At 63.4% G+C, this 23,497-nt stretch carries 25 protein-coding genes; 15 read left to right on the forward strand and 10 right to left on the reverse strand.

All coding sequences use genetic code 11. The annotated features are described in order from the left end of the window. The 4 genes from LJE91_09460 to LJE91_09475 all read left to right on the forward strand — a co-directional run. Positions 1 to 825 (forward strand): hypothetical protein (locus LJE91_09460; protein ID MCG6868929.1); only part of this gene is annotated, 825 nt, incomplete at its 5' end. Positions 826 to 841: 16 nt separating this feature from the next. Next, complete coding sequence (locus tag LJE91_09465) at positions 842 to 1,249, forward strand: SxtJ family membrane protein (GenBank protein ID MCG6868930.1); 408 nt, start codon at positions 842 to 844, stop codon at positions 1,247 to 1,249. Beyond that, positions 1,249 to 1,401 (forward strand): DUF5989 family protein, encoded by a 153-nt coding sequence (locus LJE91_09470; protein ID MCG6868931.1) that lies wholly within the window; start codon positions 1,249 to 1,251, stop codon positions 1,399 to 1,401. The genes LJE91_09465 and LJE91_09470 overlap by 1 nt, the downstream gene beginning before the upstream one ends. 560 nt (positions 1,402 to 1,961) lie before the next feature. Further along, on the forward strand, positions 1,962 to 2,534 hold the full coding sequence (locus LJE91_09475) for a retroviral-like aspartic protease family protein (protein MCG6868932.1): 573 nt from the start codon (positions 1,962 to 1,964) through the stop codon (positions 2,532 to 2,534). A gap of 370 nt (positions 2,535 to 2,904) precedes the next feature. Here the strand turns inward: LJE91_09475 and dctP are convergent, their stop codons facing one another. Genes dctP through LJE91_09505 form a run of 6 tightly spaced genes read right to left on the reverse strand, consistent with a single transcriptional unit; the run spans position 2,905 to position 9,656 of the window. Further along, positions 2,905 to 4,020 carry a TRAP transporter substrate-binding protein DctP gene (gene dctP, locus LJE91_09480; protein MCG6868933.1) on the reverse strand — a complete coding sequence of 372 codons (1,116 nt, stop codon included), beginning with the start codon at positions 4,018 to 4,020 and terminating at the stop codon, positions 2,905 to 2,907. A gap of 34 nt (positions 4,021 to 4,054) precedes the next feature. Next, entirely contained in the window at positions 4,055 to 6,214 is a 2,160-nt protein-coding gene (uvrD, locus tag LJE91_09485) for a DNA helicase II (protein ID MCG6868934.1), read from the reverse strand. 29 nt (positions 6,215 to 6,243) lie between these two features. Further along, on the reverse strand, positions 6,244 to 7,806 hold the full coding sequence (ubiB, locus tag LJE91_09490; protein MCG6868935.1) for a ubiquinone biosynthesis regulatory protein kinase UbiB: 1,563 nt from the start codon (positions 7,804 to 7,806) through the stop codon (positions 6,244 to 6,246). Positions 7,807 to 7,812: 6 nt separating this feature from the next. Continuing rightward, positions 7,813 to 8,442 (reverse strand): SCP2 sterol-binding domain-containing protein, encoded by a 630-nt coding sequence (locus LJE91_09495; protein ID MCG6868936.1) that lies wholly within the window; start codon positions 8,440 to 8,442, stop codon positions 7,813 to 7,815. Between the two features lie 25 nt (positions 8,443 to 8,467). Continuing rightward, positions 8,468 to 9,229: a bifunctional demethylmenaquinone methyltransferase/2-methoxy-6-polyprenyl-1,4-benzoquinol methylase UbiE gene (gene ubiE, locus LJE91_09500; GenBank protein MCG6868937.1), complete on the reverse strand. Its 762-nt coding sequence runs from the start codon at positions 9,227 to 9,229 to the stop codon at positions 8,468 to 8,470. Positions 9,230 to 9,287: 58 nt separating this feature from the next. After that, positions 9,288 to 9,656, reverse strand: coding sequence for a DUF971 domain-containing protein (locus LJE91_09505; GenBank protein MCG6868938.1), 369 nt, complete (start codon positions 9,654 to 9,656; stop codon positions 9,288 to 9,290). Positions 9,657 to 9,903: 247 nt separating this feature from the next. On the opposite strand from LJE91_09505, the gene dapF reads away from it, so the two are divergent. The 5 genes from dapF to hslU all read left to right on the forward strand — a co-directional run bounded on the left by dapF (position 9,904) and on the right by hslU (position 14,446). Then, positions 9,904 to 10,749, forward strand: coding sequence for a diaminopimelate epimerase (dapF, locus tag LJE91_09510; protein ID MCG6868939.1), 846 nt, complete (start codon positions 9,904 to 9,906; stop codon positions 10,747 to 10,749). Positions 10,750 to 10,756: 7 nt separating this feature from the next. After that, the gene (locus LJE91_09515; protein MCG6868940.1) at positions 10,757 to 11,464 is read left to right on the forward strand and encodes a DUF484 family protein; all 708 of its coding nucleotides are present in this window, start codon (positions 10,757 to 10,759) and stop codon (positions 11,462 to 11,464) included. Next, positions 11,461 to 12,366: a tyrosine recombinase XerC gene (gene xerC, locus LJE91_09520; GenBank protein ID MCG6868941.1), complete on the forward strand. Its 906-nt coding sequence runs from the start codon at positions 11,461 to 11,463 to the stop codon at positions 12,364 to 12,366. The genes LJE91_09515 and xerC overlap by 4 nt, the downstream gene beginning before the upstream one ends. 124 nt (positions 12,367 to 12,490) lie before the next feature. Continuing rightward, positions 12,491 to 13,024, forward strand: coding sequence for an ATP-dependent protease subunit HslV (hslV, locus tag LJE91_09525; protein ID MCG6868942.1), 534 nt, complete (start codon positions 12,491 to 12,493; stop codon positions 13,022 to 13,024). 87 nt (positions 13,025 to 13,111) lie between these two features. Then, positions 13,112 to 14,446 (forward strand): ATP-dependent protease ATPase subunit HslU, encoded by a 1,335-nt coding sequence (gene hslU, locus LJE91_09530; GenBank protein ID MCG6868943.1) that lies wholly within the window; start codon positions 13,112 to 13,114, stop codon positions 14,444 to 14,446. A gap of 22 nt (positions 14,447 to 14,468) precedes the next feature. On the opposite strand, the gene LJE91_09535 is transcribed toward hslU, so the two are convergent. From LJE91_09535 to LJE91_09545, 3 genes are read right to left on the reverse strand one after another with little or no spacing between them, the layout of a single operon-like run. Further along, complete coding sequence (locus tag LJE91_09535; protein ID MCG6868944.1) at positions 14,469 to 15,137, reverse strand: methyltransferase domain-containing protein; 669 nt, start codon at positions 15,135 to 15,137, stop codon at positions 14,469 to 14,471. Next, positions 15,137 to 16,399 carry a diaminopimelate decarboxylase gene (gene lysA, locus LJE91_09540; GenBank protein ID MCG6868945.1) on the reverse strand — a complete coding sequence of 421 codons (1,263 nt, stop codon included), beginning with the start codon at positions 16,397 to 16,399 and terminating at the stop codon, positions 15,137 to 15,139. Before lysA ends, LJE91_09535 begins: the two co-directional genes overlap by 1 nt. 14 nt (positions 16,400 to 16,413) lie before the next feature. Then, positions 16,414 to 16,494 (reverse strand): lipoprotein, encoded by an 81-nt coding sequence (locus tag LJE91_09545; protein ID MCG6868946.1) that lies wholly within the window; start codon positions 16,492 to 16,494, stop codon positions 16,414 to 16,416. A 260-nt stretch (positions 16,495 to 16,754) separates the two neighbouring features. On the opposite strand from LJE91_09545, the gene LJE91_09550 reads away from it, so the two are divergent. Together LJE91_09550 and LJE91_09555 are read left to right on the forward strand one after the other, a co-directional pair. Continuing rightward, the gene (locus tag LJE91_09550) at positions 16,755 to 17,438 is read left to right on the forward strand and encodes a carboxylesterase (protein ID MCG6868947.1); all 684 of its coding nucleotides are present in this window, start codon (positions 16,755 to 16,757) and stop codon (positions 17,436 to 17,438) included. A gap of 34 nt (positions 17,439 to 17,472) precedes the next feature. Continuing rightward, entirely contained in the window at positions 17,473 to 17,832 is a 360-nt protein-coding gene (locus LJE91_09555; GenBank protein ID MCG6868948.1) for a hypothetical protein, read from the forward strand. A 135-nt stretch (positions 17,833 to 17,967) separates the two neighbouring features. Here LJE91_09555 and argH read toward each other — a convergent pair whose 3' ends face one another. Then, positions 17,968 to 19,365 carry an argininosuccinate lyase gene (gene argH, locus LJE91_09560; GenBank protein MCG6868949.1) on the reverse strand — a complete coding sequence of 466 codons (1,398 nt, stop codon included), beginning with the start codon at positions 19,363 to 19,365 and terminating at the stop codon, positions 17,968 to 17,970. A gap of 189 nt (positions 19,366 to 19,554) precedes the next feature. On the opposite strand from argH, the gene LJE91_09565 reads away from it, so the two are divergent. From LJE91_09565 to LJE91_09580, 4 genes are all read left to right on the forward strand, one after another. Next, on the forward strand, positions 19,555 to 20,613 hold the full coding sequence (locus LJE91_09565) for a sensor histidine kinase (protein ID MCG6868950.1): 1,059 nt from the start codon (positions 19,555 to 19,557) through the stop codon (positions 20,611 to 20,613). Further along, the gene (locus tag LJE91_09570) at positions 20,610 to 21,338 is read left to right on the forward strand and encodes a LytTR family DNA-binding domain-containing protein (GenBank protein MCG6868951.1); all 729 of its coding nucleotides are present in this window, start codon (positions 20,610 to 20,612) and stop codon (positions 21,336 to 21,338) included. The genes LJE91_09565 and LJE91_09570 overlap by 4 nt, the downstream gene beginning before the upstream one ends. 126 nt (positions 21,339 to 21,464) lie before the next feature. After that, entirely contained in the window at positions 21,465 to 22,409 is a 945-nt protein-coding gene (hemC, locus tag LJE91_09575; protein MCG6868952.1) for a hydroxymethylbilane synthase, read from the forward strand. An 11-nt stretch (positions 22,410 to 22,420) separates the two neighbouring features. Beyond that, positions 22,421 to 23,224, forward strand: a complete 804-nt coding sequence (locus tag LJE91_09580) for a uroporphyrinogen-III synthase (protein MCG6868953.1) — start codon at positions 22,421 to 22,423, stop codon at positions 23,222 to 23,224. Positions 23,225 to 23,497 lie beyond the last annotated feature (273 nt).

The following is a 23,497-nucleotide window of genomic DNA, read 5'->3' on the forward strand; positions in this document are numbered from 1 at the left end:
GCCGGCGGCGCACTCGGTGCGGCACTGGTCGCCCGGTACGGACTCGACAACGCCAAGCGCCGCGTCGAACGACCGGACCGGATGCGCGGATCCTACCTCGGGCCGCGCTATGGACCGGATGACATCCGGGCGCAACTGGACGCACAGGGGTCGGTCTATCAGGAACTGGACGACGAGGCGCTGATGCCGTGTCTGGCCGAGATACTCGATGCCGGCCATGTCGTCGGCTGGTTTCAGGGACGCATGGAGTTCGGTCCCCGGGCCCTGGGTGCGCGCTCCATTATCGGTGACCCGCGTTCGACAAAGATGCAGTCGGTCATGAACCTGAAGATCAAGTATCGCGAGTCGTTTCGTCCCTTCGCCCCGTCCATCCTCGCCGAGCGGGTGGCGGACTACTTCGACCAGGACCGCCCCAGCCCCTACATGCTGCTGGTCGCGCCGGTAAAGGCGTCGATACGACTCCCCGTCGCCGAGGCGCAGCAGAATCTGTTCGGGATCGACAAACTCAATGTGCCGCGCTCGAAACTGCCCGCCATCACGCACGTGGACGACTCGGCCCGTATTCAGACGGTGCACGACGAAACCAACCCGCGCTACCATGCCCTGCTGAAGGCATTCGAGGCCCGCACGGGATGTCCCGTACTGGTCAACACGTCGTTCAACGTGCGCGGCGAACCGATCGTCTGCACCCCGACGGACGCCTGGCGCTGCTTCATGCGCACCGAAATGGACTATCTGGTGGTGGAAAATTTCCTGCTGGCCAAGACCGACCAGCCCGACATCGAGAAGGACGAATCCTGGAAGGACGAGTTCGAGCTGGATTGACCCATACGCAGCGACAATGAATGCCCTAAAACCTACCGCCGACAAGATACGACTGCGTCAGTTCGGGCTGATCATGGGCGCCATGCTGGTCCTGTTCTTCGGCCTGCTCATCCCGTGGATCTGGGATCTTGGCCTGCCCGTCTGGCCGTGGATCGCCGCGGCCGTGTTCGTCGGGCTCGGACTCGCCGCACCCGGGGCACTCGGGCCGATCTATTGGGTGTGGATGAAGATCGGCGATGTCGTCGGCTGGATCAATCAGCGCCTGATCCTGGGGGTGTTGTTCTTCGGGATCTTCCTGCCGATGGGTCTCGTCATGCGGTCCTTAAGAAAGGACCCGATGTCGCGCCGGTTCGACAGGAACGCGCAAAGCTACCGCGTCCGCAGCAGGCAACCGAAAATGGAAAATCTGGAGAGACCCTTCTGATGCTGGACCTTCTCAAAGACCTATGGGCGTTCATGAAGGAACGCAAGAAATTCTGGCTGCTGCCGATCGTCCTCGTGATGCTGCTGCTGGGAGGACTGTTGATATTTGCCCAGGGCTCTGCCGTTGCACCCTTTATCTATACGCTGTTCTGACCCCGGTGCCAGACGGGCACGGCAAACACGGCTGGACTACGGGCGTCACCTCATCGCCAGATTGTCCCCGTGCGCGTGGCGCGCCGCCTCGAAGTCCTCGATAAACCGATCCAACGCCTTTGGCCTCACCGGTGCGCCTGTGCTATAAGCTGCAGCAGTATTCGCGGCGTTTTCAGCGATTCGAGTGTTGTAGGATCGCCGGTCGCGCCTGTCCCGAAACACTAAACAAAGGATAAACACATCTCAACGAGCTGTTTTTAATTGGAATTTCTTCTTTCCGTCGATAGCAGGCAAGAAGATATCGCCAGCGGGGCAGGTCAGTGTGAGCCCGTATCCGCCAATCGAGGTGCATCGTGGGAAGATCCAGTAGAGATTCAGGAATACCGCTTCGCTCCCACTGCGGACCTCACTCGGGCAGCCACCGCCCGATCCCGCCGATGGCAAGTGTCGTCAATTCCCGTGCACGATATTCCGGCCTGGTGCAATTCCGGGTATGCATCGGCAGCAACTCTCCCCCCGGTCCGGGTTTGCCGGGCAGCTAGCACGCCCGGTTATCCAGGATGGACAACACAATATCACCGTCCCGATCCTCCCTCCCCGCCCTTGTCTCGGGTGTCGACACCCACTGCGGTTCCCGGCTTCCACGGGCCCTGCTCCTGGCGACAGCGGGGTTCTTCTGCCTTGACACGGCATTCTCGGAGGAATTGTCGACACATGTCCCGCTGCTGGACAAAGGAATTTCCACCTACTATGTCCAGGGGCGAATCGCCGGACAGGGCGAGATCGATCTCCTGGTCGACACCGGCGCGGGTTACACGGCGATCAACGAAAAAACGCTGGAGAAGCTGAAGAAAAAGGGGCTCGCCCGCCACATTCGTAACGTCTCCGCGACCCTGGCCGACGGCAAGAAGGTCGTCGTCCCGATCTACATGGTGGATTCCCTGGAGATCGGCGGCAGCTGCAAGATTTCCAATGTGGAGGTCGCCGTGCTGCCCGGCAATTCCCGATGCATCCTCGGATTGACCGCGCTGAAACGGGTCGCACCTTTCATGGTTTCGATCGATCCGCCCGCCATCTCTCTCAGCAACTGCGACACCGCCGTCGGCCAGAACACACTCGGGGTCGTGCGCTAGGAGCCTGTCGGACTTAGGTGATCGTAGCGAGCATGATGGGAGAGCGAGATCGAATGTTCACGATTTCGAGGCGCATAGTGGGCCTACGCAACGAAAAATCGGGGGCATTTGAGCCGAGCTCCCATCAGCGCAGTAGATTAATCCTCAGTCCGACAGGCTCCTAGGATGCCGTGAACGACTATTCCGATTCGTCTGGCTCCTTCGAGGGGACGGTCGCCTTCTATTGAAGCTCTTTCATTTCGGCTGATCAGGGACTGTGGAGGCGTTTCGGGAATACGTAGTTACCCGAACCTATCCGGGTGTAGACCATGGAAGGATTGCCGCGGCGATTCGTACCGGGCAACGGAGGCGACACGAATCGCGGCGGTACTCAGCCATCGGCGGCCCGGGCGTTGAGATAAGCGCGTTCGGAGACGTCGTGCCAGCGCATGACCTTTTCCCAGAAGGTCAGATAAGACTCGGCGATACGGGCGGCCTGCGGCGATTTGCGCGCCTCTTCCTCGACGACATCCTTAGAGAGCTTGCGCAATTGCTCGATCACGTCGTCGGGAAACCGCCGCAAGTCCACCTTGTGCTCGTTCAACAGGGTGTCCAGGGCATCGTTGTTGCGTGCGGTGTACTCGGCGAGCATGTCCTGATTCGCCACCCGCGCCGCGTTCAGCACGATACTGCGCAGATCAGGGGGCAGCGCCTCAAAGGCCTCCGCATTGATGAAACACTCCAGGGTGGTCCCGGGTTCGTGCCAGCCGGGGTAGTAATAATACCTGGCGGCCTTGTAGAACCCGTAGGCGAGGTCGTTGTAGGGTCCGACCCACTCGGTAGCGTCGATGGCGCCAGTCTGCAGGGAGGTGAACAGCTCCCCGCCCGGCAGATTGACGGGTATCCCGCCGGCACGCTTCAGCACCTCACCGCCCATGCCGGGAATCCTCATCTTCAGGCCCTTGAGATCCTCAACGGAGTTGATCTCCCGATTGAACCAGCCCCCCATCTGAACGCCCGTATTGCCCGCCGCCGTCGGAATGAGACCGAACGGGGCATACGCCTCCCGCCACAGCTCCATTCCACCGCCATGGTACAGCCAAGCGTTCATCTCCATGCCGGTCAGACCAAAGGGCACCGTGGAGAAGAACTGCAACGCTTCGTTCTTGCCCTTCCAGTAATAGGCCGAGCCGTGACCCAGTTCGGCCACGCCGCGGGAGACGGCGTCGAAGATCTCGAACGGCGGAACCAGCTCGTTCGCTCCATAGACCTTGACCCGGATCCGTCCGCCGGACATCTCCTCGATCAACTGCGCCAGGAACTCCGCCCCCGTCCCCAGCCCCGGAAAACCCTTTTCCCAGGTTGTCACCATCTTCCAATCGAGGGATTCGACCTTGCCGCCGCCCGGTTGCGGAGCCTGGGAGGTCTGCGGTGAGCACCCTGCCAGCACGCCACCTGCGGCCGCCGTACCAAAGGCAGCGGATTTTAGGAAAGCACGTCTTCGCATTGGTCCTCCCTAGTCTAACACGCGGTTCCGGAGATCAAATCTGCTGAAGCCCGGCGTACTCCAATACCAGCCACTTGGCCCCTACATTCTCGAAATTCACCTGGACCCGGGCGCTACGACCCGCCCCTTCGGCGCCGAGCACGACCCCCTCGCCGAAATTGTTGTGCAACACGCGCTGCCCCACCCTGAGTTCGCTGTCTCCCGTCTCGCGTACGCCACCACCGGCAATCCCGGCGGTACGCATCGTGCCGTATCGAACGTCTCGAATCAGCTCCGACGGGATTTCCCTCAAGAAGCTCGACGGGGGGTTGTACTGATCGGTCCCGTAATGTCGCCTCGTCTCGGCACAGGTCAGGATCAGTTGCCGTTTCGCGCGGGTGATGCCGACATAGCATAGCCGGCGCTCCTCCTCGAGACGGCCCGGCTCCTCGGCTGACATCCGGTGGGGAAACACGCCCTCTTCCATGCCCGACATCACGATCACGGGAAACTCGAGGCCCTTGGCGGAGTGCAGGGTCATGAGCTGCACACAGTCCTCGCCCTCACTGCCCTGTCCCTCGCCGGCCTCCAGTGCGGCGTGCGCGAGAAATGCCTCCAGGCGCGGCAGGTCGCCGTGCAGCTCGGGGTCGAAATTGAAGTTGCTGCCCGCCGAGACCAGTTCCTGGAGGTTCTCGATGCGTGCCTGCCCGCGCTCGGCCCCTTCCTTTTCGTAGTGCTCCTTCAGCGCGCTGACCGCAATGGCGTGATCGATCTGTTCGGCGAGCGGCAGGGCGGCGATGCGCACGGCAGCGACCTCGATCAGGGAAAGAAACCCGCGCACCGCGCCGGCTGCCCGCGCCGCCAGGAGATGTTCGGTAAGCGCCTCGCCGGCGGCCCGCCACAGGCTCAGGTCACGTTCGCGGGCCCGGTCCCTGAGTATCGCCAGTGTCCGCTCGCCGATCCCCCGGGTGGGGCGGTTGACCACCCGTTCGAATGAGGCGTCGTCATCGTGGTTCACGATCAGCCTGAGATAGGCCAGGGCGTCCTTGATTTCCGCGCGTTCGAAGAAGCGCAGCCCGCCGTAGACCCGGTAGGGGATCCCCCGTTCGAGAAACGCCTCCTCGAATACCCGGGACTGGGCGTTGGACCGATACAGCACCGCGAACTCGCTGCGGGCGAGGTTGCCCTCGCCGGTCATTTCGAGCAGCTTTTCGGCGACGTATCGCGCCTCGTCGCGCTCGTTGTAAGCCACGTAAAGCAGGATGGGATCACCAGCATCCCCGCTGGTCCGGAGCGTCTTGCCCAGCCGCTCGGCGTTGTTTCGGATCAGACCGTTGGCGGCGTCCAGAATCGTTCGGGTGGAACGGTAGTTCTCCTCCAGGCGGACGGTCAGACAGCCGGGAAAGTCACGCGTAAACGACTGGATGTTCTCGATCCGAGCGCCGCGCCAGCCGTAGATCGACTGGTCGTCGTCGCCGACCGCGAAGACCGGGATCTCACCCCCGGACAGCAGCCTCAGCCAGGCGTACTGGATGGTGTTGGTGTCCTGGAACTCGTCGACGAGGATGTGGCGGAAGCGCCTGCGGTAGTGCCCCAGCAGTTCTGGCCGATCCCGAAGCAACTCGTACGCCCGGAGCAGCAGCTCGGCGAAATCCACCAGACCGGCCCGGTCGCAGGCGGCCTGGTATGCGCTGTAGAACCGGACCCACTGTTGCGTGGCATAGTCGCCGCTGTCGGGAATCGCACCGGGTCGTATCCCTTCGTCCTTGCGCGCGTTGATGAACCACTGGGCCTGCCTCGGAGGCCAGCGTGCCTCGTCGAGCTCCAGTCCCTTCAGGACCCGACGGATCATGCGGAACTGATCCTCGGAATCGAGGATCTGGAACGACTGCGGGAGCCCGGCCTCCTCCCAGTGCGCGCGCAGCAGGCGGTGCGCGATGCCGTGGAAGGTGCCCACCCACATGCCGCCGGGAGGTGTCTGCATCAGCGCCTCGGCGCGGTTGCGCATCTCCGCAGCGGCCTTGTTGGTAAAGGTGACGGCGAGGACCCCGTAGGGAGAGACCCCCTCCACCCGGCAGAGCCAGGCGATGCGGTGAACCAGCACCCGGGTCTTGCCGCTACCCGCCCCGGCGAGCACCAGGACGGGCGCGGGCGGCGAGGTCACGGCCTCTCGCTGTGCGTCGTTCAGGGGTTCCAGGATCGAGGAAACGTCCATGGGCGGAATTCTATCAGATCGCTCGGGCGCTACTTGAGTAGGAGCAGGGCAACCACCAGCGCCAGCGCCCCGCTAACGACCATGAGTGTGCGGCGGTTGGCGCGCGCGAGTTCCTCGCGCAGGGCCCGCAGTTCGGCGCCGAACCACTCCGAGCGCACCTCACCCGCTTCGGCCCTTCGCACCAGCGAGTAGATCAGTTCAGGCATCTCGGGCAGGCGTTCGGCGACGCGAGGCAACTGCGTGCGCAGCCCCTGGATCAGGGCCCGCACGCCGATCTGCTCGCTCATCCAGCGCTCGAGGAAGGGCTTCGCTGTCTGCCACAGATCGAGTTCGGGATCGAGCTGGCGTCCCAGGCCCTCGATGGCCAGCAGCGTCTTCTGCAACAGGACGAGCTGCGGCTGAACCTCCATGTTGAAGCGCCGTGCGGTCTGAAAGAGCTTCAGCAGGAAGTGGCCCAGCGAGATCTCGCTGATCGGTCGCTGGAAGATCGGTTCGCACACCGTGCGGATGGCGGATTCGAACTCGTCGACCCGGGTCTCGCGCGGCACCCACCCGGACTCCAGGTGCAGCTCGGCGACGCGCGCATAGTCCCGATTGAAGAACGCCATCAGGTTCTCGGCCAGATAGCGCCGGTCGGCCTGCGAAAGCGTCCCGACGATGCCGAAGTCCACCGCCATGTACTGGGGGTCCTCGGGGTGATCGTAGGAGATGAAGATGTTCCCCGGGTGCATGTCGGCGTGAAAGAAATTGTGCCGGAAGACCTGGGTGAAGAAGATCTCGACACCCCGCGCCGAGAGCTTCTTGAAGTCGACTCCACGCTCGCGCAACTGCGCCATGTCGGCGATGGGCACGCCTTCGATACGTTCCATCACCATGACCTCCTTGCGCACGTATGGCCAGTAGACATCGGGGATATACAGGTCCGGGGACCCTGCGAAGTTGCGGCGCAGCTGACTGGCGTTGCCGGCTTCGCGCATCAGATCGAGCTCGTCGAGGATGGTCTTTTCGTACTCGGCGACGACCTCGCGGGGCCTGAGTCGCTTGCCATCGCGCCAGTAGCGCTCGGCGAGCCCGGCGATCACATACATCAAACCGATGTCCCGTCGGATGACCGGTTCGACATTGGGGCGCAGGACCTTGATGACGACCTGCGTCCCGTCATTCAGCACCGCGGGATGGACCTGGGCGATGGAGGCCGAGGCCAGCGGGCGCTCGTCGAATTGCGCGAACACCTCGCCGACCGGCTTACCATAGGCCCTCTCGATGACCTCTCGGGCCTGCACGCCGGGGAAGGGAGGGACGCGGTCCTGCAGGCGGGCCAGTTCGTCGGCGATGTCGTCCGGCAGGAGGTCACGGCGTGTGGACAGCATCTGTCCGAACTTGACGTAGATTGGTCCCAGGTCTTCCAGTGCCAGACGGATTCGCACCGCGCGTGGTTGCCGGTTACGACGGAACCAGTGCCAAGGCGCCAGGTACATCAGGAACCGCACCGGGCGAAACAGGTGGATGGCGAACACCACCTCGTCCAGCCCATGCCTCAGCAACACGATGTTGATATGCGCCAGACGCAGAACCTGTGCGGGTCGCAGCATACCCGCTCAGTGCCCGCGATCTTCCGTGCGGCCCATCACGATCCGCTCGACCCGGGCCTCCAGACGATCTGCGTCACTGCGAAGGGCGTCTACCTCGTCCATGAAGGCGTCGATCTCGATTCGCGTCGGCAACAACCCGGACTCCTCCCTGAGATAGTCCGAGACATCGGCGCGCAGGGAGTTGCCAACCCGCCTGCCCCAGCCCGTCAGGCCCCGCGCCACGTTTCCCACCTGATGTGCCGGTACGTCTCCGACGCGCCTGGCGAGCAGCTCTTCCCAGTCGATGTCGATCGCACGCAGCAACGCCTCCAGGTCTCGCGCCACCTCGACATTACCGCTGATCGTGAGTTCGCCCCGGCTGACGGCGGCCGCGCTGTCCTCACCCGCCGCACCCGCGCGGAAAAGCGCCATCGGGGGGCCGGAGATCCTGGCGTCGGGCTCCCCGATGCAACTGGGAAGGATACGTAGTCCGCTTTCCAGCGGTGCGATGCAGAACCTCAGATCAAGCCCGGTGATCTCGATTTCCACCTGCCACCCGGCCAGCGGCGCCAGCCGTCCGCGTGCATCCGGATCCAGGGCGAGCCACGCGTCGATCGCGGCCGTCAGGACATCACAGACGGGGCCGGGCAGAATCACGGCAACACCGTTGGCCGGCGTTCCATCACGGCCGATATCCCCGGTGCAGGGCGACGATCCCGGCGCTGAGGTTGAAGTAATCGCTATTGGTGAATCCGGCCTCGCGCATCTGCGCCAGCAACGAGTCCTGATCGGGGTGTTTGCGGATCGACTCGGCCAGATACCGGTAGCTTGCGGCATCCCCGGCTACGGCGCTGCCCAGGCGCGGCAGGACGTTGAACGAATACCAGTCGTAAAAGGGCGAGAGCCAACGAGCCGGTCTGGAGAACTCCAGTACCAGCGCTCGCCCGCCGGGCCTGAGCACGCGCAGCATGGAACGTAGCGCGATATCCTTGTGGGTCACGTTGCGCAATCCGAAGGCGATGGTGACGCAGTCGAAACTTCCCTCGGCGAAGGGCAGTCGCTCGGCGTCGGCCTGGACATAACTGAGGTTGCCCGCGATCCCTCGGTCGGTCAACCGGGTGCGGCCGACCTCCAGCATCGATGCGTTGATATCGCATAGAACGACCCGACCGTCGGCGCCGACGCGTCTGGCGAAATTGGCGGCGAGATCACCCGTACCGCCGGCCAGGTCGAGGATGCGCTCGCCGGGTCGTGGCGCGGCAATCTCCAGGGTGTAGCGTTTCCATATCCGGTGAATACCGAACGACATCATGTCGTTCATCAGGTCATAACGCTGGGCGACCGAATGAAACACCTCCGCCACCCTGCCGGCCTTTTCCGTGGCGGGCACGCGCCGATACCCGAAATGCGTCGTCTCCGGTCGCTTGTCGTTCTTATCGCTCATCTCGCTCGTAGCCACCTGATCATCGCGATCGGGCAATACCCACGACCCATCGATGGTTTCAGTGGGCCTGTGTCTGTCGGTCGTGCCCCGACTCGCGGAGTCGGTTCAGGTAGTGACGCCAGTTTTCCTCCTGGTTCGCCCCCAGGGAATAGAGGGTGTCCCAGGAGTACAGCCCGGAGTCGTGCCCGTCGTCGAAAACCAGCTTGACGGCGTAGTTGCCGACCGGTTCAACGGCGGTGATAGTGACGTCCTCCTTCCCGATCTGCAGCACTTCCTGACCCGGACCATGTCCCTGGACCTCGGCGGATGGAGAATACACACGCAGGTATTCGCAGGGCAGTTCGAAATGCGCACCGTCCTCGAACCGGATCTCGAGCATCCTCGATTTCGTGTGCAGTTGAATCTCTTTGGGGGCAATCTTTGCCATGTGACTCTCCTCGGTAATAGTGGATCCGGGTGTCTGCCCGGGCAGCGCCGATACAGGTCGCGGTCACCGCAGGTTGCGCGCATTCTAGCGCATTCCACGTGGGGGTTCCGTCGCGACGGTGCGGATTAGACAATGTCGAATGGCGTTGCTACGCTCAGGGATCATGCACCAATACGCTCGAGCGAGCCGCGGAACCTGCGCCCCGCAGAACCCGGCGGGATCCACAAGCAAACCCTAGACCCCGTCTATGCCCCCGCGACAGGAAAGGCTGCGTTTCACCAAGATGCACGGACTCGGAAACGACTTCGTCGTGATCGACGCGATCCGCCAGTCCGTACCCGTTGACCCGGACAAGCTACGACACATCGCCGACCGCCACTTCGGGGTGGGTTGTGACCAGATACTGATGGTCGAACCCGCTCGCCACCCGGGGCTCGACTTCCGCTACCGTATCTTCAACGCCGACGGGGGCGAGGTCGAGCAATGCGGCAATGGCGCGCGCTGTTTCGCGCGCTACGTCATCGATCAGGGTCTGACGCAGTCGCATATTCTCAACGTGGAGACCGCGGCCGGTGACATTCAGCTGCGGATCGAGGACGACGGTCGGGTCACCGTGGACATGGGACGCCCGCGTCTGGACCCGGCGCAGATACCCTTTGTCGCCCCGAAGCAGGCGAAGGTCTATCCTCTGTCAATCGGCGATGAGGCGCTGGAGATATCGGCGGTATCGATGGGAAACCCGCATGCCGTGGTCGTCGTCGAGGATCTAGACCGGGCGCCGGTCGCGCGGTGGGGACCCATGATCGAGCACCACACGCGCTTCCCTGCGCGGGTCAACGCAGGCTTCCTGCAGATCCTGCGTCGTGACCTGGTGCGATTGCGGGTCTACGAGCGCGGCGCCGGCGAGACTCTGGCCTGCGGCACCGGCGCCTGCGCGGCGGTGGTCGCCGGTAGGATTCGCGGCCTGCTGGACGCGCGTGTCGAGGTTTCGCTGCCCGGAGGCAGTCTGAGTATCGTCTGGGAAGACGAACGATCCCCGGTCATGATGACGGGTCCGGCTACCATCGTCTTCGAGGGAGTCATCGCCCTGTGAAAAACCCATGAGCAAAGAGCGCAAGTCCAATGGTCGGCAGGTGAATCTGTCCGAGGCCAGCATACTTCACCACCTCAGCGAGAACCCGGATTTCTTCGAGCGCCACGTATCCGCCCTGGACACGCTGAAGATCCCCCACCCCACCCACGGTGCAATCTCCCTGATCGAACATCAGGTCTCGCGCCTGAACAGCCGGAACCGGATTCTGGAGCGCCGGCTCGAGGAGATGGTGGCCACCGCCAGGGAGAACGAGGGTCTGGGTCACCGGCTTCACCGGCTGGCGCTGGAACTGATCGAGGCCGAGGAGGTCGACGATGTCCTCGCGGCCACGGTCGATCTGCTTCGCAGTGAGTTTACCGGCACCGAGGTCACGTTTCGCCTGCTGGACCACGCCCCTGCAGGGACGCAAGGAGGAGACGACGCCAGGCAGGCGTTGAGCGAGAAAGCCCTGCTGGAGTGCGCGTGCGCAGAGCGCCCCATGTTCGGGGAGGCAGCGGATGCCCTGACGCTGTCGCTGTTCGGTATCGATTCCGGTGTCAACTCCACGGCGATCATACCCCTGTCGGATGGCAGGCCTGTCGGCCTGCTCGCGCTGGGTAGCCATGATGCACAGCGTTTCAGAAGCGGGCTGGGGACGTTGTTTCTGTGGCAGCTGGGCGAGATGGTGAGTCGGGCCGTACGAGTACGTCTGGATACCGGCGTTGCCCGGGCGTGACGCGCGAGACCGAAGCTACCCGCCCGATCGACGCATTTCTCGCGCACCTGCGGGAGGAACGCCGCCTCTCCCCGCGCACGCTGGACGGATACCGGCGCGACCTCTATGCCTTTGCCCGATATATCAGTCAGAGTCGCGTCAAGGACTGGGACGACATCGACAGCCAGGACGTACGCGGCTTCGTCGCGTTACGGCACCATGAGGGCGTGTCTGGACGCAGTCTGCGCAGGGCCCTGTCCGCGTTACGCACCTTGTTCTCCTACCTGATGCGGGAGCACCGTGTCCCGCTGAATCCGGCGCTCGGTGTCCGGGCGCCGCGTTCGGCCCCCGGACTGCCGTCCCCGCTGGACACCGACCAGGTGCAGCGACTGCTGGACTTCGATCCCGCCGGTCCGCTCGCCGTTCGGGACCTCGCGATCATGGAGCTCGCCTACTCCTCGGGCCTGCGGCTCGGCGAACTCGTCGGCGCCGATGTCCACACCCTCGACCTTCGCCAGTGCTTGATCCGCGTGGTGGGCAAAGGGAACAAGACCCGCGATCTGCCGCTGGGACGTTACGCGCGCGAGGCACTGGCCCACTGGCTCCGGGTGCGGGAGGGCATCGCGCGCCCGCGGGAGACCGCACTGTTCGTCGGCCGCGGGGGAGGGCGGCTCTCGGCCCGCGCAATCCAGAAACGCATGCGACGATGGGCCTCGCTGCGGGGCCTCGACCGGCACGTCCATCCACACCTGCTGCGCCACTCGTTCGCAAGCCACCTGCTCGAGTCCAGCGGAGACCTGCGGGCGGTTCAGGAACTACTGGGCCATACCGACATCTCCACGACGCAGGTCTATACGCATCTCGATTTTCAACACCTCGCCGAGATCTACGACCGGGCCCACCCGCGCGCCAGAAAATCCTGATACCGTGTCGTCAGGGCGCCACCCCGCAACTATCAGATCGCTACATTGCGTGTAAAATGGCCGTCTTTTCCGCACCTTCGTGCGGGATATCCCGCACGAAGGTGCGTCAGCCGGCAGGACTCACATGGAGCAATTCAGAGGCACCACGATCTGCGCCGTTCGCCGCGGCAGTTCGGTGGCGCTGGGCGGGGACGGTCAGGTCACCCTGGGTGACACCGTCATGAAGGGCAACGCCAGCAAGGTCAGGCGGCTGTACCAGGACCGGATCCTTGCCGGGTTCGCCGGTGGAACGGCGGACGCGTTCACCCTGTTCGAGCGCTTCGAGGGCAAGCTCGAGAAACACGGTGGCCAGTTGACCCGCGCCGCCGTCGAGCTGGCCAAGGACTGGCGCACAGACCGCATGCTGCGGCGTCTCGAGGCCCTGCTCGCGGTCGCCGACCGGGACACCTCGCTGATCATCTCCGGCAACGGTGATGTCATCGAGCCGGAGGGCGGCCTGGTTGCCATCGGCTCGGGCGGCCCCTATGCCCAGGCGGCCGCGCGCGCAATGCTGGAGAACTCGGAGCTCGATGCGCGCGAAATCGTGGAAAAGGCCTTGAACATTGCCGCTGACATCTGCATCTATACCAACAGAAACCTGACCATCGAGTCGCTTTAGGCGATTGCCGGAAAATGGCATACCAGATCGCGACTCGCCGCCAGCCGCCCGCGCAAAGCGTCGATCCATTCGAGAGCTATCAATAACATGTCGAGCATGACCCCCAGAGAGATCGTCCAGGAACTGGACAAGCACATCATCGGCCAGGACATGGCCAAGCGGGCCGTGGCAATCGCCCTGCGCAACCGCTGGCGACGGCAGCAGCTGTCCGAAACCCTGCGTGCAGAGGTCACGCCGAAGAACATCCTGATGATCGGTCCGACGGGGGTGGGAAAGACCGAGATCGCGCGGCGCCTCGCGCGGCTCGCCAGAGCGCCGTTCATCAAGATCGAGGCGACCAAATTCACCGAAGTTGGCTATGTTGGGCGCGATGTTGAGTCGATCGTCCGCGATCTGGTCGATGCAGCCACGAAGATGACCCGAGAGGCGGAGGTCGAAAAGGTGCGTCATCGTGCCGAGGACGCGGCCGAGGACCGCATCCTCGACGTCCTGCTGCCGCGCCCGCATTCGGTGGGCTTTACCTCCGAGCAGGATCCCGAGGAGGACAACGCGACCCGCCAGAAATTTCGCAAGAAGCTGCGCGAAGGCGATCTCGACGATACCGAGATCGAGATCGAGGTCTCGGCGTCCCCGGTCGGGGTCGAGATCATGACCCCCCCCGGCATGGAGGAGATGGCAGGCCAGCTTCAGGGGATCTTTCAGAACCTCGGCAGCGGCCGCACCAAGCGACGCAAGCTCCGGGTGCGTGACGCGTTCAAGCTGCTGACCGACGAGGAGGCCTATAAGATGATCAACGAGGACGACATCAAGTCCCGGGCCGTCGACGCGGTGGAACAGAACGGCATCGTATTCCTCGACGAGCTCGACAAGGTCGCCCGGCGGGGCGAGTTCAGCGGCAGCGATGTCTCCCGGGAAGGCGTGCAGCGCGACCTGCTGCCCCTGGTCGAGGGCTGCACGGTCAGCACCAAGCAGGGGATGGTGAAGACCGACCACATCCTGTTCATCGCCTCGGGCGCGTTCCACCTGTCGAAGCCTTCGGACCTGATCCCGGAACTGCAGGGCCGTCTACCGATCCGCGTAGAGCTCGAGGCCTTGTCCACGGAAGACTTCAAGCGAATTCTCACCGAACCCGATGCCTCGCTCACCGAGCAGTATTCGGCGTTGCTGGAGACCGAAGGGGTAAATCTCACATTCACCGAAGACGGGGTCGAGCGCATTGCACAGGTTGCCTGCGAGGTGAACGATCGCACCGAGAATATCGGCGCCCGCAGGCTGCACACGGTGCTGGAACGTCTGGTGGAGGAGATCTCCTACTCGGCGCCGGACAGGGACGGCCAGACCGAAACTATCGACGCCGAGTACGTCGACCGTCACCTCGGGGACCTGGTCAAAGACAATGACCTGAGCCGTTATATCCTCTAAGGCGAGTCCACCGTGCATTCATTCAAGGCAACCGGCCGTACACGACGATATGGCGGTCGGTGATGGGCATTACCCGCAACGCGTCCTGCAAACCGCATTCGCGTAACTGCGCTTCGACCTCTTCCGGCGCGAACGCGGCCAGCAGTGAATTGTAGAAATCGCGCCGCAGGATCTCCGCTTCCCCCTGCGCATGGAGATCCACCAGTTCGCGCGCCGCCGTCTGGTTCGGCGGGCGCATCAGATCGGCGATAAATACCCGCGCACCGCCCGCGCCTGCGCGCCGGACCGTCGACCACAGTACCTGCGGGTCGTGGAGATGGTGCAGGAGGCTGTTGGAAATGACAGTATCGTAGTCACCTTCGCCCAGATTGTTCGAAGGAAGTCGCTCGAGAAGCAGCTGGATGCGCCCGTCGAGCCCCGCGCCCTCGCACAGCACGCGTGCTTGATCCAGCATGGCCTGCGCGCCGTCCACGGCGTCGATCCGCGCTTCCGGGCAGAGTCTCGCGATCCGTACCGAGATGTCCCCGGCACCACAACCGAGATCCAGCACATGACGGGCCTCGCCACCGTCCGGGAAGCGCCGGAGATAGTGACTCATGATCTCGCTATGGGCCGAATCGAAATCTGCCCGCGCATAGGCCAGGGCCTGTTCCGGCTCGTCCATCAACTCCGGTTCCGGAATGCGTTCTATCACGATCGACCCACTCCTGGCAGGGTCCGCTCGCCACGCATCAGGTCTTCGAGGGTCTCGCGGTTTCGAACGAGATGGACATCGGCCCCGTCGACCAGCACCTCCGCGGGTCGCGGGCGGCTGTTGTAGTTACCCGACATGCTGAAACCGTAGGCGCCGGCCGAGCGCACCGCCAGCAGATCCCCCGGCACAACACTGAAGGTGCGCCGCTTGCCGAGAAAGTCACCGGTCTCGCACACCGGCCCGACGACGTCGTAGACGCGCGAAGCGACATCTTCGCGTCGTTCCACAGGCACGATCTCCTGCCAGGCATCGTACAGTGCGGGTCGCATCAGATCGTTCATCGCGGCGTCCACCACGGCGAATTCGTGTGTCTCGGTGTGCTTCAGGTATTCGATGCGGGTGACGAGGATGCCGGCGTTACCCATGATGGCGCGTCCCGGCTCCAGGAGTACCTCGTAGCCGGAGTCCCGAACCACCGCCAGCAGGGCACTCGCGTAGTCCTGTGGGAGTGGCGGGTCCTCGTCCCGGTAGCGGATCCCGAGTCCACCGCCAAGGTCCAGATGGCGGATGGGGATCCCGTCGGCGATCAGCGCCTCGGCCAGCCGGTGCACGCGCTCGAGGGCGACCATAAAAGGGTCGAGATCCGTCAATTGCGAACCGATATGGCAGTCGATCCCGGTGACCTCGATATGGGTCATGGCGGCGGCGCGGCGATAGCTCTCGCGTGCCAGGCTGATGTCGATGCCGAACTTGTTCTCGCGCAGCCCGGTGGAGATATAGGGGTGTGTGCGTGCGTCGACGTCCGGATTGACACGCAGGGACACCGGTGCCACCGTGTCCATCGTCGAGGCGATTTCCTGGATCCGATCCAGTTCCTGAGGCGACTCCACGTTGAAGCAGCGGATCCCGATCTGCAGCGCCCGGCGGATCTCGTCCTCGCGTTTACCGACCCCCGAGAAGACGACCTTCTTCGCATCGCCACCGGCGCACAGTACGCGTTCGAGTTCACCCACCGATACGATATCGAAACCACTGCCGAGCCGAGCCAGTACGTCCAGGACGGCGAGGTTCGAATTGGCCTTGACCGCGTAACAGATCAGGTGAGGATAGTTATCCAGCGCCGAATCAAACGCCCGCCAGTGCCGCTCCATCGTCGCGCGAGAATAGACGTAGCAGGGCGTCCCGAAGCGCTCGGCGATCTTGGCGACCGCAACCTCTTCGGCAAAAAGACGCCCGTCCTTTTCGTTGAAATGGTCCATATCCGGGTAACCCCTCAGGGCTTCGGGCAGGACTTTTCGGAACACTCCGGCAGATAGAGCGCCCCGGTCTGGCCGCATCCGGACAGAACCGTCATGTAAAAGAGAGCGCAGAGCAGCGCGGCAAGCGCTATTGGTCGGAAAGCGGGTGTCATCACGTAGTTACGGCGGGTGCCCGTATCGAAGGATTCTGTTGCAATCGGGGCAGTATAACGAGTCACACGGGATGCGATAAGGCTGGCAGCCCGGGAACGTAGTCGACAAGGGCTAACCTTGCTGAAAATTGATAGTGATCGTGCTAGGGTCATGACAGATCCGTCTTTGCAAGCGCGCGGCAGATGCTTAACCTATGCCCGTGATGAATACACCACTCCTTTCCTGTGTGGAGCTTGAGACCGGAGCGTCTCCGGTCGCCTCGGTGATCTGGCTGCACGGCTTGGGCGCTGACGGACACGATTTCGAACCGATCGTGCCGGCACTCGACCTGCCGGCCGAGCTCCCGCTGCGGTTCATCTTCCCCCATGCACCGGTGCGGGCCGTGACACTGAACGCGGGTATGCGCATGCGTGCCTGGTTCGACATCTATGGATTGAACCCGGATTCCCGCCTGGACGAAGCGGGAATCCGCGAAGGAAGCCGGGAGATCGCCCGCCTTGTCGCCAGGGAGGGGGAACGTGGTGTGCCACCACGGCGGATCGTACTGGCGGGCTTCTCGCAAGGGGGTGCCATCGCGCTGCATGCGGGACTGAGCGCACCACGACCAGCGGCGGGGATCATGGGCCTTTCCACATTTCTGCCGCTCGGCGAATCGATCGTCGGAGATTATCGTCAGAATGGCACCGGGACTCCTGTGTTCATGGCCCATGGGAGACTGGATGAGGTCGTCCCCTGCCAGTGGGGCGAACTGTCTGCCACTCATTTGAAATCAATTGGTTACAAAGTCGAGTGGCACACCTATAACACCGGGCACGGGATCGGCGCGGGCGAGATCTCCGATATCCGCAGCTGGCTGATGGCGGTGCTGGGCGACGGGGGAGGGTGAAAGTGGCCCCTTTTGGGTCTAAACTAAGCAGATTATGAACGCGATCAAGGTCTGTCTGAGGACGGAACTTCGCCCGTCCAGCGGATACCGGCCTGCCGAGCCGTTGTGGAAGCGCGCCCCGACCCGCGATGACTTGGGACGGCCGTTAAGCGATTTCATGATGATCGTCCCTTCGCTGTCGAAACGGCCGGAACACGAGATCCGCAACACCCTGCGCACGATAGAGCAGGTGCTCCTGACCTATGGCCATGCCGTGGTTTTCGCCGACATGAACCTCAAGCTCAATACCCTCTGGGTCACCGTCCGGCCCATCCCGGGCATCTGCCTGGAACTGCCCGCCGCCATCAAGATGCAGGTGCCCGAGGCCCTGCTGGTCGGGCAGAAACAAGATTAATAATCCTTGACCCGCCAACGAAGCGTTGGTGGAATGCGCTCCGCTTTTACACCCTACCTATTTGATTTTATTTGAATAAATTTGTGTAGGGTGGACAAGTGAAACGCAGTCCACCAGCAGCCCGTCGTTCCGGCATCAGGATTTCCCCGTTTCGAGCCGGGTGCGGGCCGCACCGACCTGGGCGAGCACCTGCGATGGGGCCGTGCCGCCGTGAAGGTCGCGTGATTCGACCGAACCCTCCAGTGTCAGCACCGAAAAGACGTCGTCGCCGACGCGCGTCGAGACCGCGCGCAGTGTCTCGAGTGAAAGCTCGTGTAGGTGCTTTCCCTGCTCGATCGCCAGCTGCACGACGCGCCCGACGATCTCATGGGCGTCCCGGAACGCCACACCTTTGCGCACCAGGTAATCGGCCAGGTCCGTGGCGGTGGAATAGCCTTCGAGTGCCGCTTCGCGCATCCGTTCGCGGCGCACGCGCAACGCCGGCATCATCTCGGCATAGGCTCGGAGACTGTCCCAGACCGTGTCGACCGTATCGAACAACGGTTCCTTGTCTTCCTGGTTGTCCTTGTTGTAGGCGAGCGGCTGGCCCTTCATCAGGGTCAACAGGCTTACCAGGTTGCCGTTGACCCGCCCGGTCTTGCCGCGTACCAGCTCGGGCACATCGGGGTTCTTTTTCTGCGGCATGATCGAGGACCCGGTGCAGAAGCGGTCGGGCAGCTCGACGAAATCGAACGGGGCGGACATCCACAGCACCAGTTCCTCGGAGAACCGCGACAGGTGCGTCATCAGGATGGCGGCGGCGGCGCAGAACTCCATGGCGAAGTCCCGGTCGGAGACCGCGTCCAGGGAATTGCGTGTCGGCCGCTCGAAGCCGAGCTGCGCGGCGGTATATTCCCGGTCCAGCGGGAACCCGGTTCCGGCGAGCGCTGCCGCACCCAGCGGCATCACGTTGACGCGGCGGCGACAGTCCGCAAGCCGCTCGCGGTCGCGGTCCAGCATCTCGAACCAGGCCATCATGTGATGCCCGAAGGTCACCGGCTGCGCGACCTGCAGATGGGTGGATCCCGGCATGATGGTGCCGGCCTCGCGCTCGGCGATATCGAGCAGTGCATCCTGCAGCCTTCGGACCTGCGCGTCGATGTCGTCGATGCGGGAGCGCAGGTACAGGCGGATGTCGGTGGCGACCTGATCGTTACGCGACCGGCCGGTATGGAGTTTCTTTCCGGCCTCGCCGATGCGCTCGACCAGACGCGCCTCGATGTTCATGTGGACGTCTTCCAACGCCCGGGACCAGACGAAAGACCCTTGTTCGATCTCCGCCTCGATCGCGGACAGCCCCCGATCGATGGCCTCGCACTCGTCCTCGCAGATCACACCGACCCGGGCTAGCATGCGGGCGTGCGCGCGCGACCCGGCGATATCTTCGGCGTAGAGGCGCCGGTCGAAATCGACCGAGGCGGTAAACGCCTCGACGAACTCGTCGGTCGGCTCACTGAAACGTCCTCCCCAGGGTTTGTCCGGTCCCTTTCCCATTCGCCTGTCTCCTCAGGGGTTCGCCTTCGCTGGATGCGCGGGTCATACCACGGCCTGGACGATCGACTCGGCACCCTAAAAAAAAATGGACTACATGTTACGCTTAGACGAGGGATTGTATAAGAAAGATCAGCACCGCCATCAGGGAGTCACGCGGTCGCTGGGGCAGGGGGGGGTGGATAACATCTCGTGAACGACAGGCCCGAAGCGGTGCGGAACCCGGAACCGTCACCGACGTTTCTGCCGGATTTCTGCGATACGCGCGTCATCATGCGCGTCATCTTCATGAGCGAGCTGCTCGCGCTCATCCTGTCGCTGGCGGCCTGGGTGTCGGGTCGAGGCTTCTGGACGAGCCTGTTCATGACCTCGATGTTCGTGCAATGGGTAGCGCTCGGCAACGTGCTGCTCCTGTGCCTCACCCGTACCTGGTTGCGCAACCGCTCGACGCGCACGGTCATGTCCACGAGCTATTTGATCATCCTGCTGGTCACCGTCCTGGTGTCTCTCGGCGCCCTGTCGCTGACACCCGGTTCCACGAGACTCCCGGCGGACTCCCTGATCTTCGTCCTCGGCAACGTTGGCATCAGCGCCATCGTCTCGGCGGTGGCGCTACGATATTTCTACGTCCAGCATCAGTGGAAGTCGAACATACAGGCCGATGCGCGGTCCCGAATCCAGGCCCTGCAGGCCCGGATCCGCCCCCACTTCCTGTTCAACAGCATGAACACCATCGCCGCCTTGACACGCACCGACCCGGTGCTGGCGGAAACGGCCGTCGAGGACCTCGCCGACCTGTTCCGGGCCTCATTGGGGCAGCGCGAGCGCGTCCCCCTGAGCGAAGAGCTCAAGTTTACCCGGGGTTACATCAATATCGAGCAGCTCCGGCTTGGTGATCGCCTCAAGGTCGATTGGGAAATCGACGAGACGGTACCTGAATCGCTCGAGGTCCCGGCCCTGGTCCTGCAGCCCCTGATGGAGAACGCGATCTACCACGGGATCGAGCCGCAAACCACCGGTGGCACGGTATCCATATCCATTTCCCGAAACGGCGATATGGTAGAGTTCAGGATCACGAACCCTCTGCCGACCACGCTCAGCAGCTACAAGCGCACCGGGAACAAGATGGCGCAGGAGAACATTCGCCAGCGCCTGCGGCTCGCCTATGGCGAGCCGTCGGTTCCGCGGCTGGAAAAGACCGAGACGCAGTACTCCGTGAGCTTCGCGATACCCCTGGAGAGCGAAACATGAAGGTACTCATCGTCGATGACGAACCACCCGCCCGTTCACGCCTTAACAACATGCTGACCGAACGGGACGGTGTGAATGTGGTTGGAGAAGCGGCCAACGGACTGGAGGCCGTCGAGATGGTACAGAAGACACGACCCGAGGTCGTGCTGATGGACATCCGCATGCCCGGGATGGACGGTCTGGAGGCGGCGCGCTATCTCTCGCAGATGGAGGAACCCCCGGCGATAATCTTCACCACCGCCTACAGCGAACATGCACTTGAGGCCTTCGACGCCCATGCGGTCGCTTACCTGGTGAAACCGATCCGTCAGGCGCACCTCAATGCCGCACTGGAAAAGACACGCAAGCTCACTAAGGCGCAGCTCTCGTCGCTCTCGAGGGAGACCGAGCAGACCGGCCGGACCCATATCTGCGCGCGTATCCGAGGTAACCTGGAGCTGTTTCCCGTCGAGGACATCGTCTACTTCCAGGCAGACCAGAAGTACGTCACAGTGCGACACATCAATGGCGAGGTACTGATCGAAGACGCGCTGAAGAACCTCGAGCAGGAGTTCGCACAGAAACTGGTGAGGATCCACCGCAACGCGCTGGTCAATACGGCTTACGTGGCCGGTATGGACAAGGAAGGCCCTTCGCGCTTTCTGGTCAAGTTCAACAAGATCGACGACCGCCTCGAGATCAGCCGGCGGCACGTCGCCGAGGTGAGGCGACTGTTGCGCGGCTGAAATCCATCTGCATCGATCGGATCGGGTTTGGATCTTCCCATTGGCCTCAAGGTACCGGGCGACGGCGACGCATTGTGCCCGCGGCTCCGGCAGGGCCAGGCAACGAAGTACTGAAACTGAAATTCTATGAACGAAGACACGGTTCGAATCGCGACCCGCAAGAGCGCCCTGGCCCTGTGGCAGGCTGAGGAGGTCGCTGAACGGTTGCGCAAGGCCCATCCCGGCCTGCGAACCGAACTGGTGCGCATGAGCACTCAGGGAGACCGGGTCCTCGACAGCCCCTTGGCGAAGCTCGGTGGCAAAGGACTGTTCGTCAAGGAATTGGAACAGGGGCTGCTCGCGGATATTGCCGATATCGCCGTGCATTCGATGAAGGACGTACCGGTCGAAATACCCGATGGGCTGACGGTACCGGTGATCCTGGCCCGCGAGGACCCGAGGGACGCCTTCGTTTCCACCGCCGCCAGATCCCTGGATTCGCTGCCAGTGGGCGCCAGACTCGGCACCTCCAGCCTGCGACGCCAGTGCCAGCTCCATGCGGCATTCCCCCATCTGGTGATCGAGGACCTGCGCGGCAACGTCAACACACGGCTGGCGAAGCTGGACGCCGGCGAGTACGCCGCCATCATCCTGGCGGCGGCCGGACTCAAACGCCTGGGGATGGAGGCACGAATCACGCGCTGCCTCACCGTCGAACAGAGCCTCCCCGCCATCGGCCAGGGCGCGATCGGTATCGAGTGCCGCGCTGGGGACGAGCGCATACTGTCTCTCATCTCGCCGTTGCACGACGAGCCGACGGCCATCTGCATCGAGGCGGAACGCGCCGTCAATGCGCGGCTGGCCGGAGGATGCCAGGTCCCGCTGGCTGGATACGCCGAGCTGCAGGGCGACGAGATCCACCTGCGCGCGCTGGTCGGTTTTCCGAATGGCAGCGAGGTCTACTGCGCTGAGGCGCGCGGTCCGGTGGGGGAGGCCGAAGCCATCGGCCTGCATGTCGCCGAAGAACTGCGCGCCAAGGGCGCAGGCGGGGTCCTGGAGCAGCTCGGAATCGCGCACAACGCGAACGGTTAGGCAACTCCACGGTGTCGTCGATCCCGCGAAGCCGGGACCTTGCGGGGATCCAGGTACTGGTCACCCGTCCCACCGCGCAGGCCGAAGGCCTGTGCGAGGGTATCCGGCAATCGGGCGGCATACCGCTGCGGTTTCCGGTGATCGAGATTCGCTTCGTCGCCCCGGATCCGGCATTCATGCAAAGCGTTCAAGGACTGCAGCCGCAGGACCGGGTGATCTTTGTCAGCGCCAATGCCGTCAGCGGTCTGTCACGCGCCTGCCGGAAACTCGGTCTCGATCTGCCGCGCACCTCCCGGATCGCGGCGATCGGCCCGGCAACGGCCCGGGCCCTCGAACGGGCCGGACTTCCTCCTACCTTGATTCCCCAACAGGGCTTTACCAGCGAGGCTCTGCTGGCCATGGAAGATCTGCACGAGGTACGGGGCGAGCGGATCTTTATCGTCCGCGGCACGGACGGTCGCTCGACACTAGCCGACACACTGTCGGCGCGCGGCGCACGGGTGCGATACCTCGAGACCTACCGCAGGCAAGTCCCGCAGGCGCCCTCGACCGCGGTCCGGGCGGCGCTGGAGCGAGGTGAGGTCGACCTGCTCACCTGCACCAGCGGCGAGGCCCTGGACAATCTGTGTGAACTGACCCGAAACATCCCTCCTGAAACGATCGAGCGCATCCCGATCGTCGTCGGCGGGCATCGTGTGGCCGGACTGGCGACAGACCGGGGATTCCGGCACGTCATCACCGCACCCGACCCAAGCGACGCCGCCATGCTCGAAGCGGCAAGCCTCTGGAGCCGCAACCGGCCAATCACCGATTAACGCTGGGAAACTAACTGATTGATTTGCCGAATCGGCGCCTGCGGTGTTGGAAGCGGGCTCAAAATGCTCATTGACTCCATGTAAACTGCGCGTTTTCGCTCGCCTGACCGAATAAGGCTATTGCCGGAAAATGACATACCAGATCGCGCCGGGTGAGCTGCGAAGCAGTGAACGGCTTGGGCAGGAAGCCCAAGACCGGTGCCCAAGCAAAGCAGGGACAGCGCCGCGCCGGGATCGTTCGTCATCAAGGCGCGACAACAGGCGCATCGTCGA

The organism is Gammaproteobacteria bacterium (genome assembly GCA_022340215.1).
In the GTDB taxonomy this organism is placed as follows: domain Bacteria; phylum Pseudomonadota; class Gammaproteobacteria; order JAJDOJ01; family JAJDOJ01; genus JAJDOJ01.

Coding starts and splice junctions, on each gene's coding strand:
- hslV (MCG6868942.1), top strand. CDS start 12,491: ATGGAGCAATTCAGAGGCACCACGATCTGCGCCGTTCGCCGCGGCAGT.
- hemC (MCG6868952.1), top strand. CDS start 21,465: ATGAACGAAGACACGGTTCGAATCGCGACCCGCAAGAGCGCCCTGGCC.
- LJE91_09470 (MCG6868931.1), top strand. CDS start 1,249: ATGCTGGACCTTCTCAAAGACCTATGGGCGTTCATGAAGGAACGCAAG.
- LJE91_09555 (MCG6868948.1), top strand. CDS start 17,473: ATGAACGCGATCAAGGTCTGTCTGAGGACGGAACTTCGCCCGTCCAGC.
- lysA (MCG6868945.1), bottom strand. CDS start 16,399: ATGGACCATTTCAACGAAAAGGACGGGCGTCTTTTTGCCGAAGAGGTT.
- uvrD (MCG6868934.1), bottom strand. CDS start 6,214: ATGGACGTTTCCTCGATCCTGGAACCCCTGAACGACGCACAGCGAGAG.
- LJE91_09475 (MCG6868932.1), top strand. CDS start 1,962: ATGGACAACACAATATCACCGTCCCGATCCTCCCTCCCCGCCCTTGTC.
- LJE91_09505 (MCG6868938.1), bottom strand. CDS start 9,656: ATGGCAAAGATTGCCCCCAAAGAGATTCAACTGCACACGAAATCGAGG.
- LJE91_09465 (MCG6868930.1), top strand. CDS start 842: ATGAATGCCCTAAAACCTACCGCCGACAAGATACGACTGCGTCAGTTC.
- LJE91_09515 (MCG6868940.1), top strand. CDS start 10,757: ATGAGCAAAGAGCGCAAGTCCAATGGTCGGCAGGTGAATCTGTCCGAG.
- hslU (MCG6868943.1), top strand. CDS start 13,112: ATGTCGAGCATGACCCCCAGAGAGATCGTCCAGGAACTGGACAAGCAC.
- dapF (MCG6868939.1), top strand. CDS start 9,904: ATGCCCCCGCGACAGGAAAGGCTGCGTTTCACCAAGATGCACGGACTC.
- LJE91_09550 (MCG6868947.1), top strand. CDS start 16,755: ATGAATACACCACTCCTTTCCTGTGTGGAGCTTGAGACCGGAGCGTCT.
- argH (MCG6868949.1), bottom strand. CDS start 19,365: ATGGGAAAGGGACCGGACAAACCCTGGGGAGGACGTTTCAGTGAGCCG.
- ubiB (MCG6868935.1), bottom strand. CDS start 7,806: ATGCTGCGACCCGCACAGGTTCTGCGTCTGGCGCATATCAACATCGTG.
- dctP (MCG6868933.1), bottom strand. CDS start 4,020: ATGCGAAGACGTGCTTTCCTAAAATCCGCTGCCTTTGGTACGGCGGCC.
- LJE91_09545 (MCG6868946.1), bottom strand. CDS start 16,494: ATGACGGTTCTGTCCGGATGCGGCCAGACCGGGGCGCTCTATCTGCCG.
- ubiE (MCG6868937.1), bottom strand. CDS start 9,229: ATGAGCGATAAGAACGACAAGCGACCGGAGACGACGCATTTCGGGTAT.
- LJE91_09570 (MCG6868951.1), top strand. CDS start 20,610: ATGAAGGTACTCATCGTCGATGACGAACCACCCGCCCGTTCACGCCTT.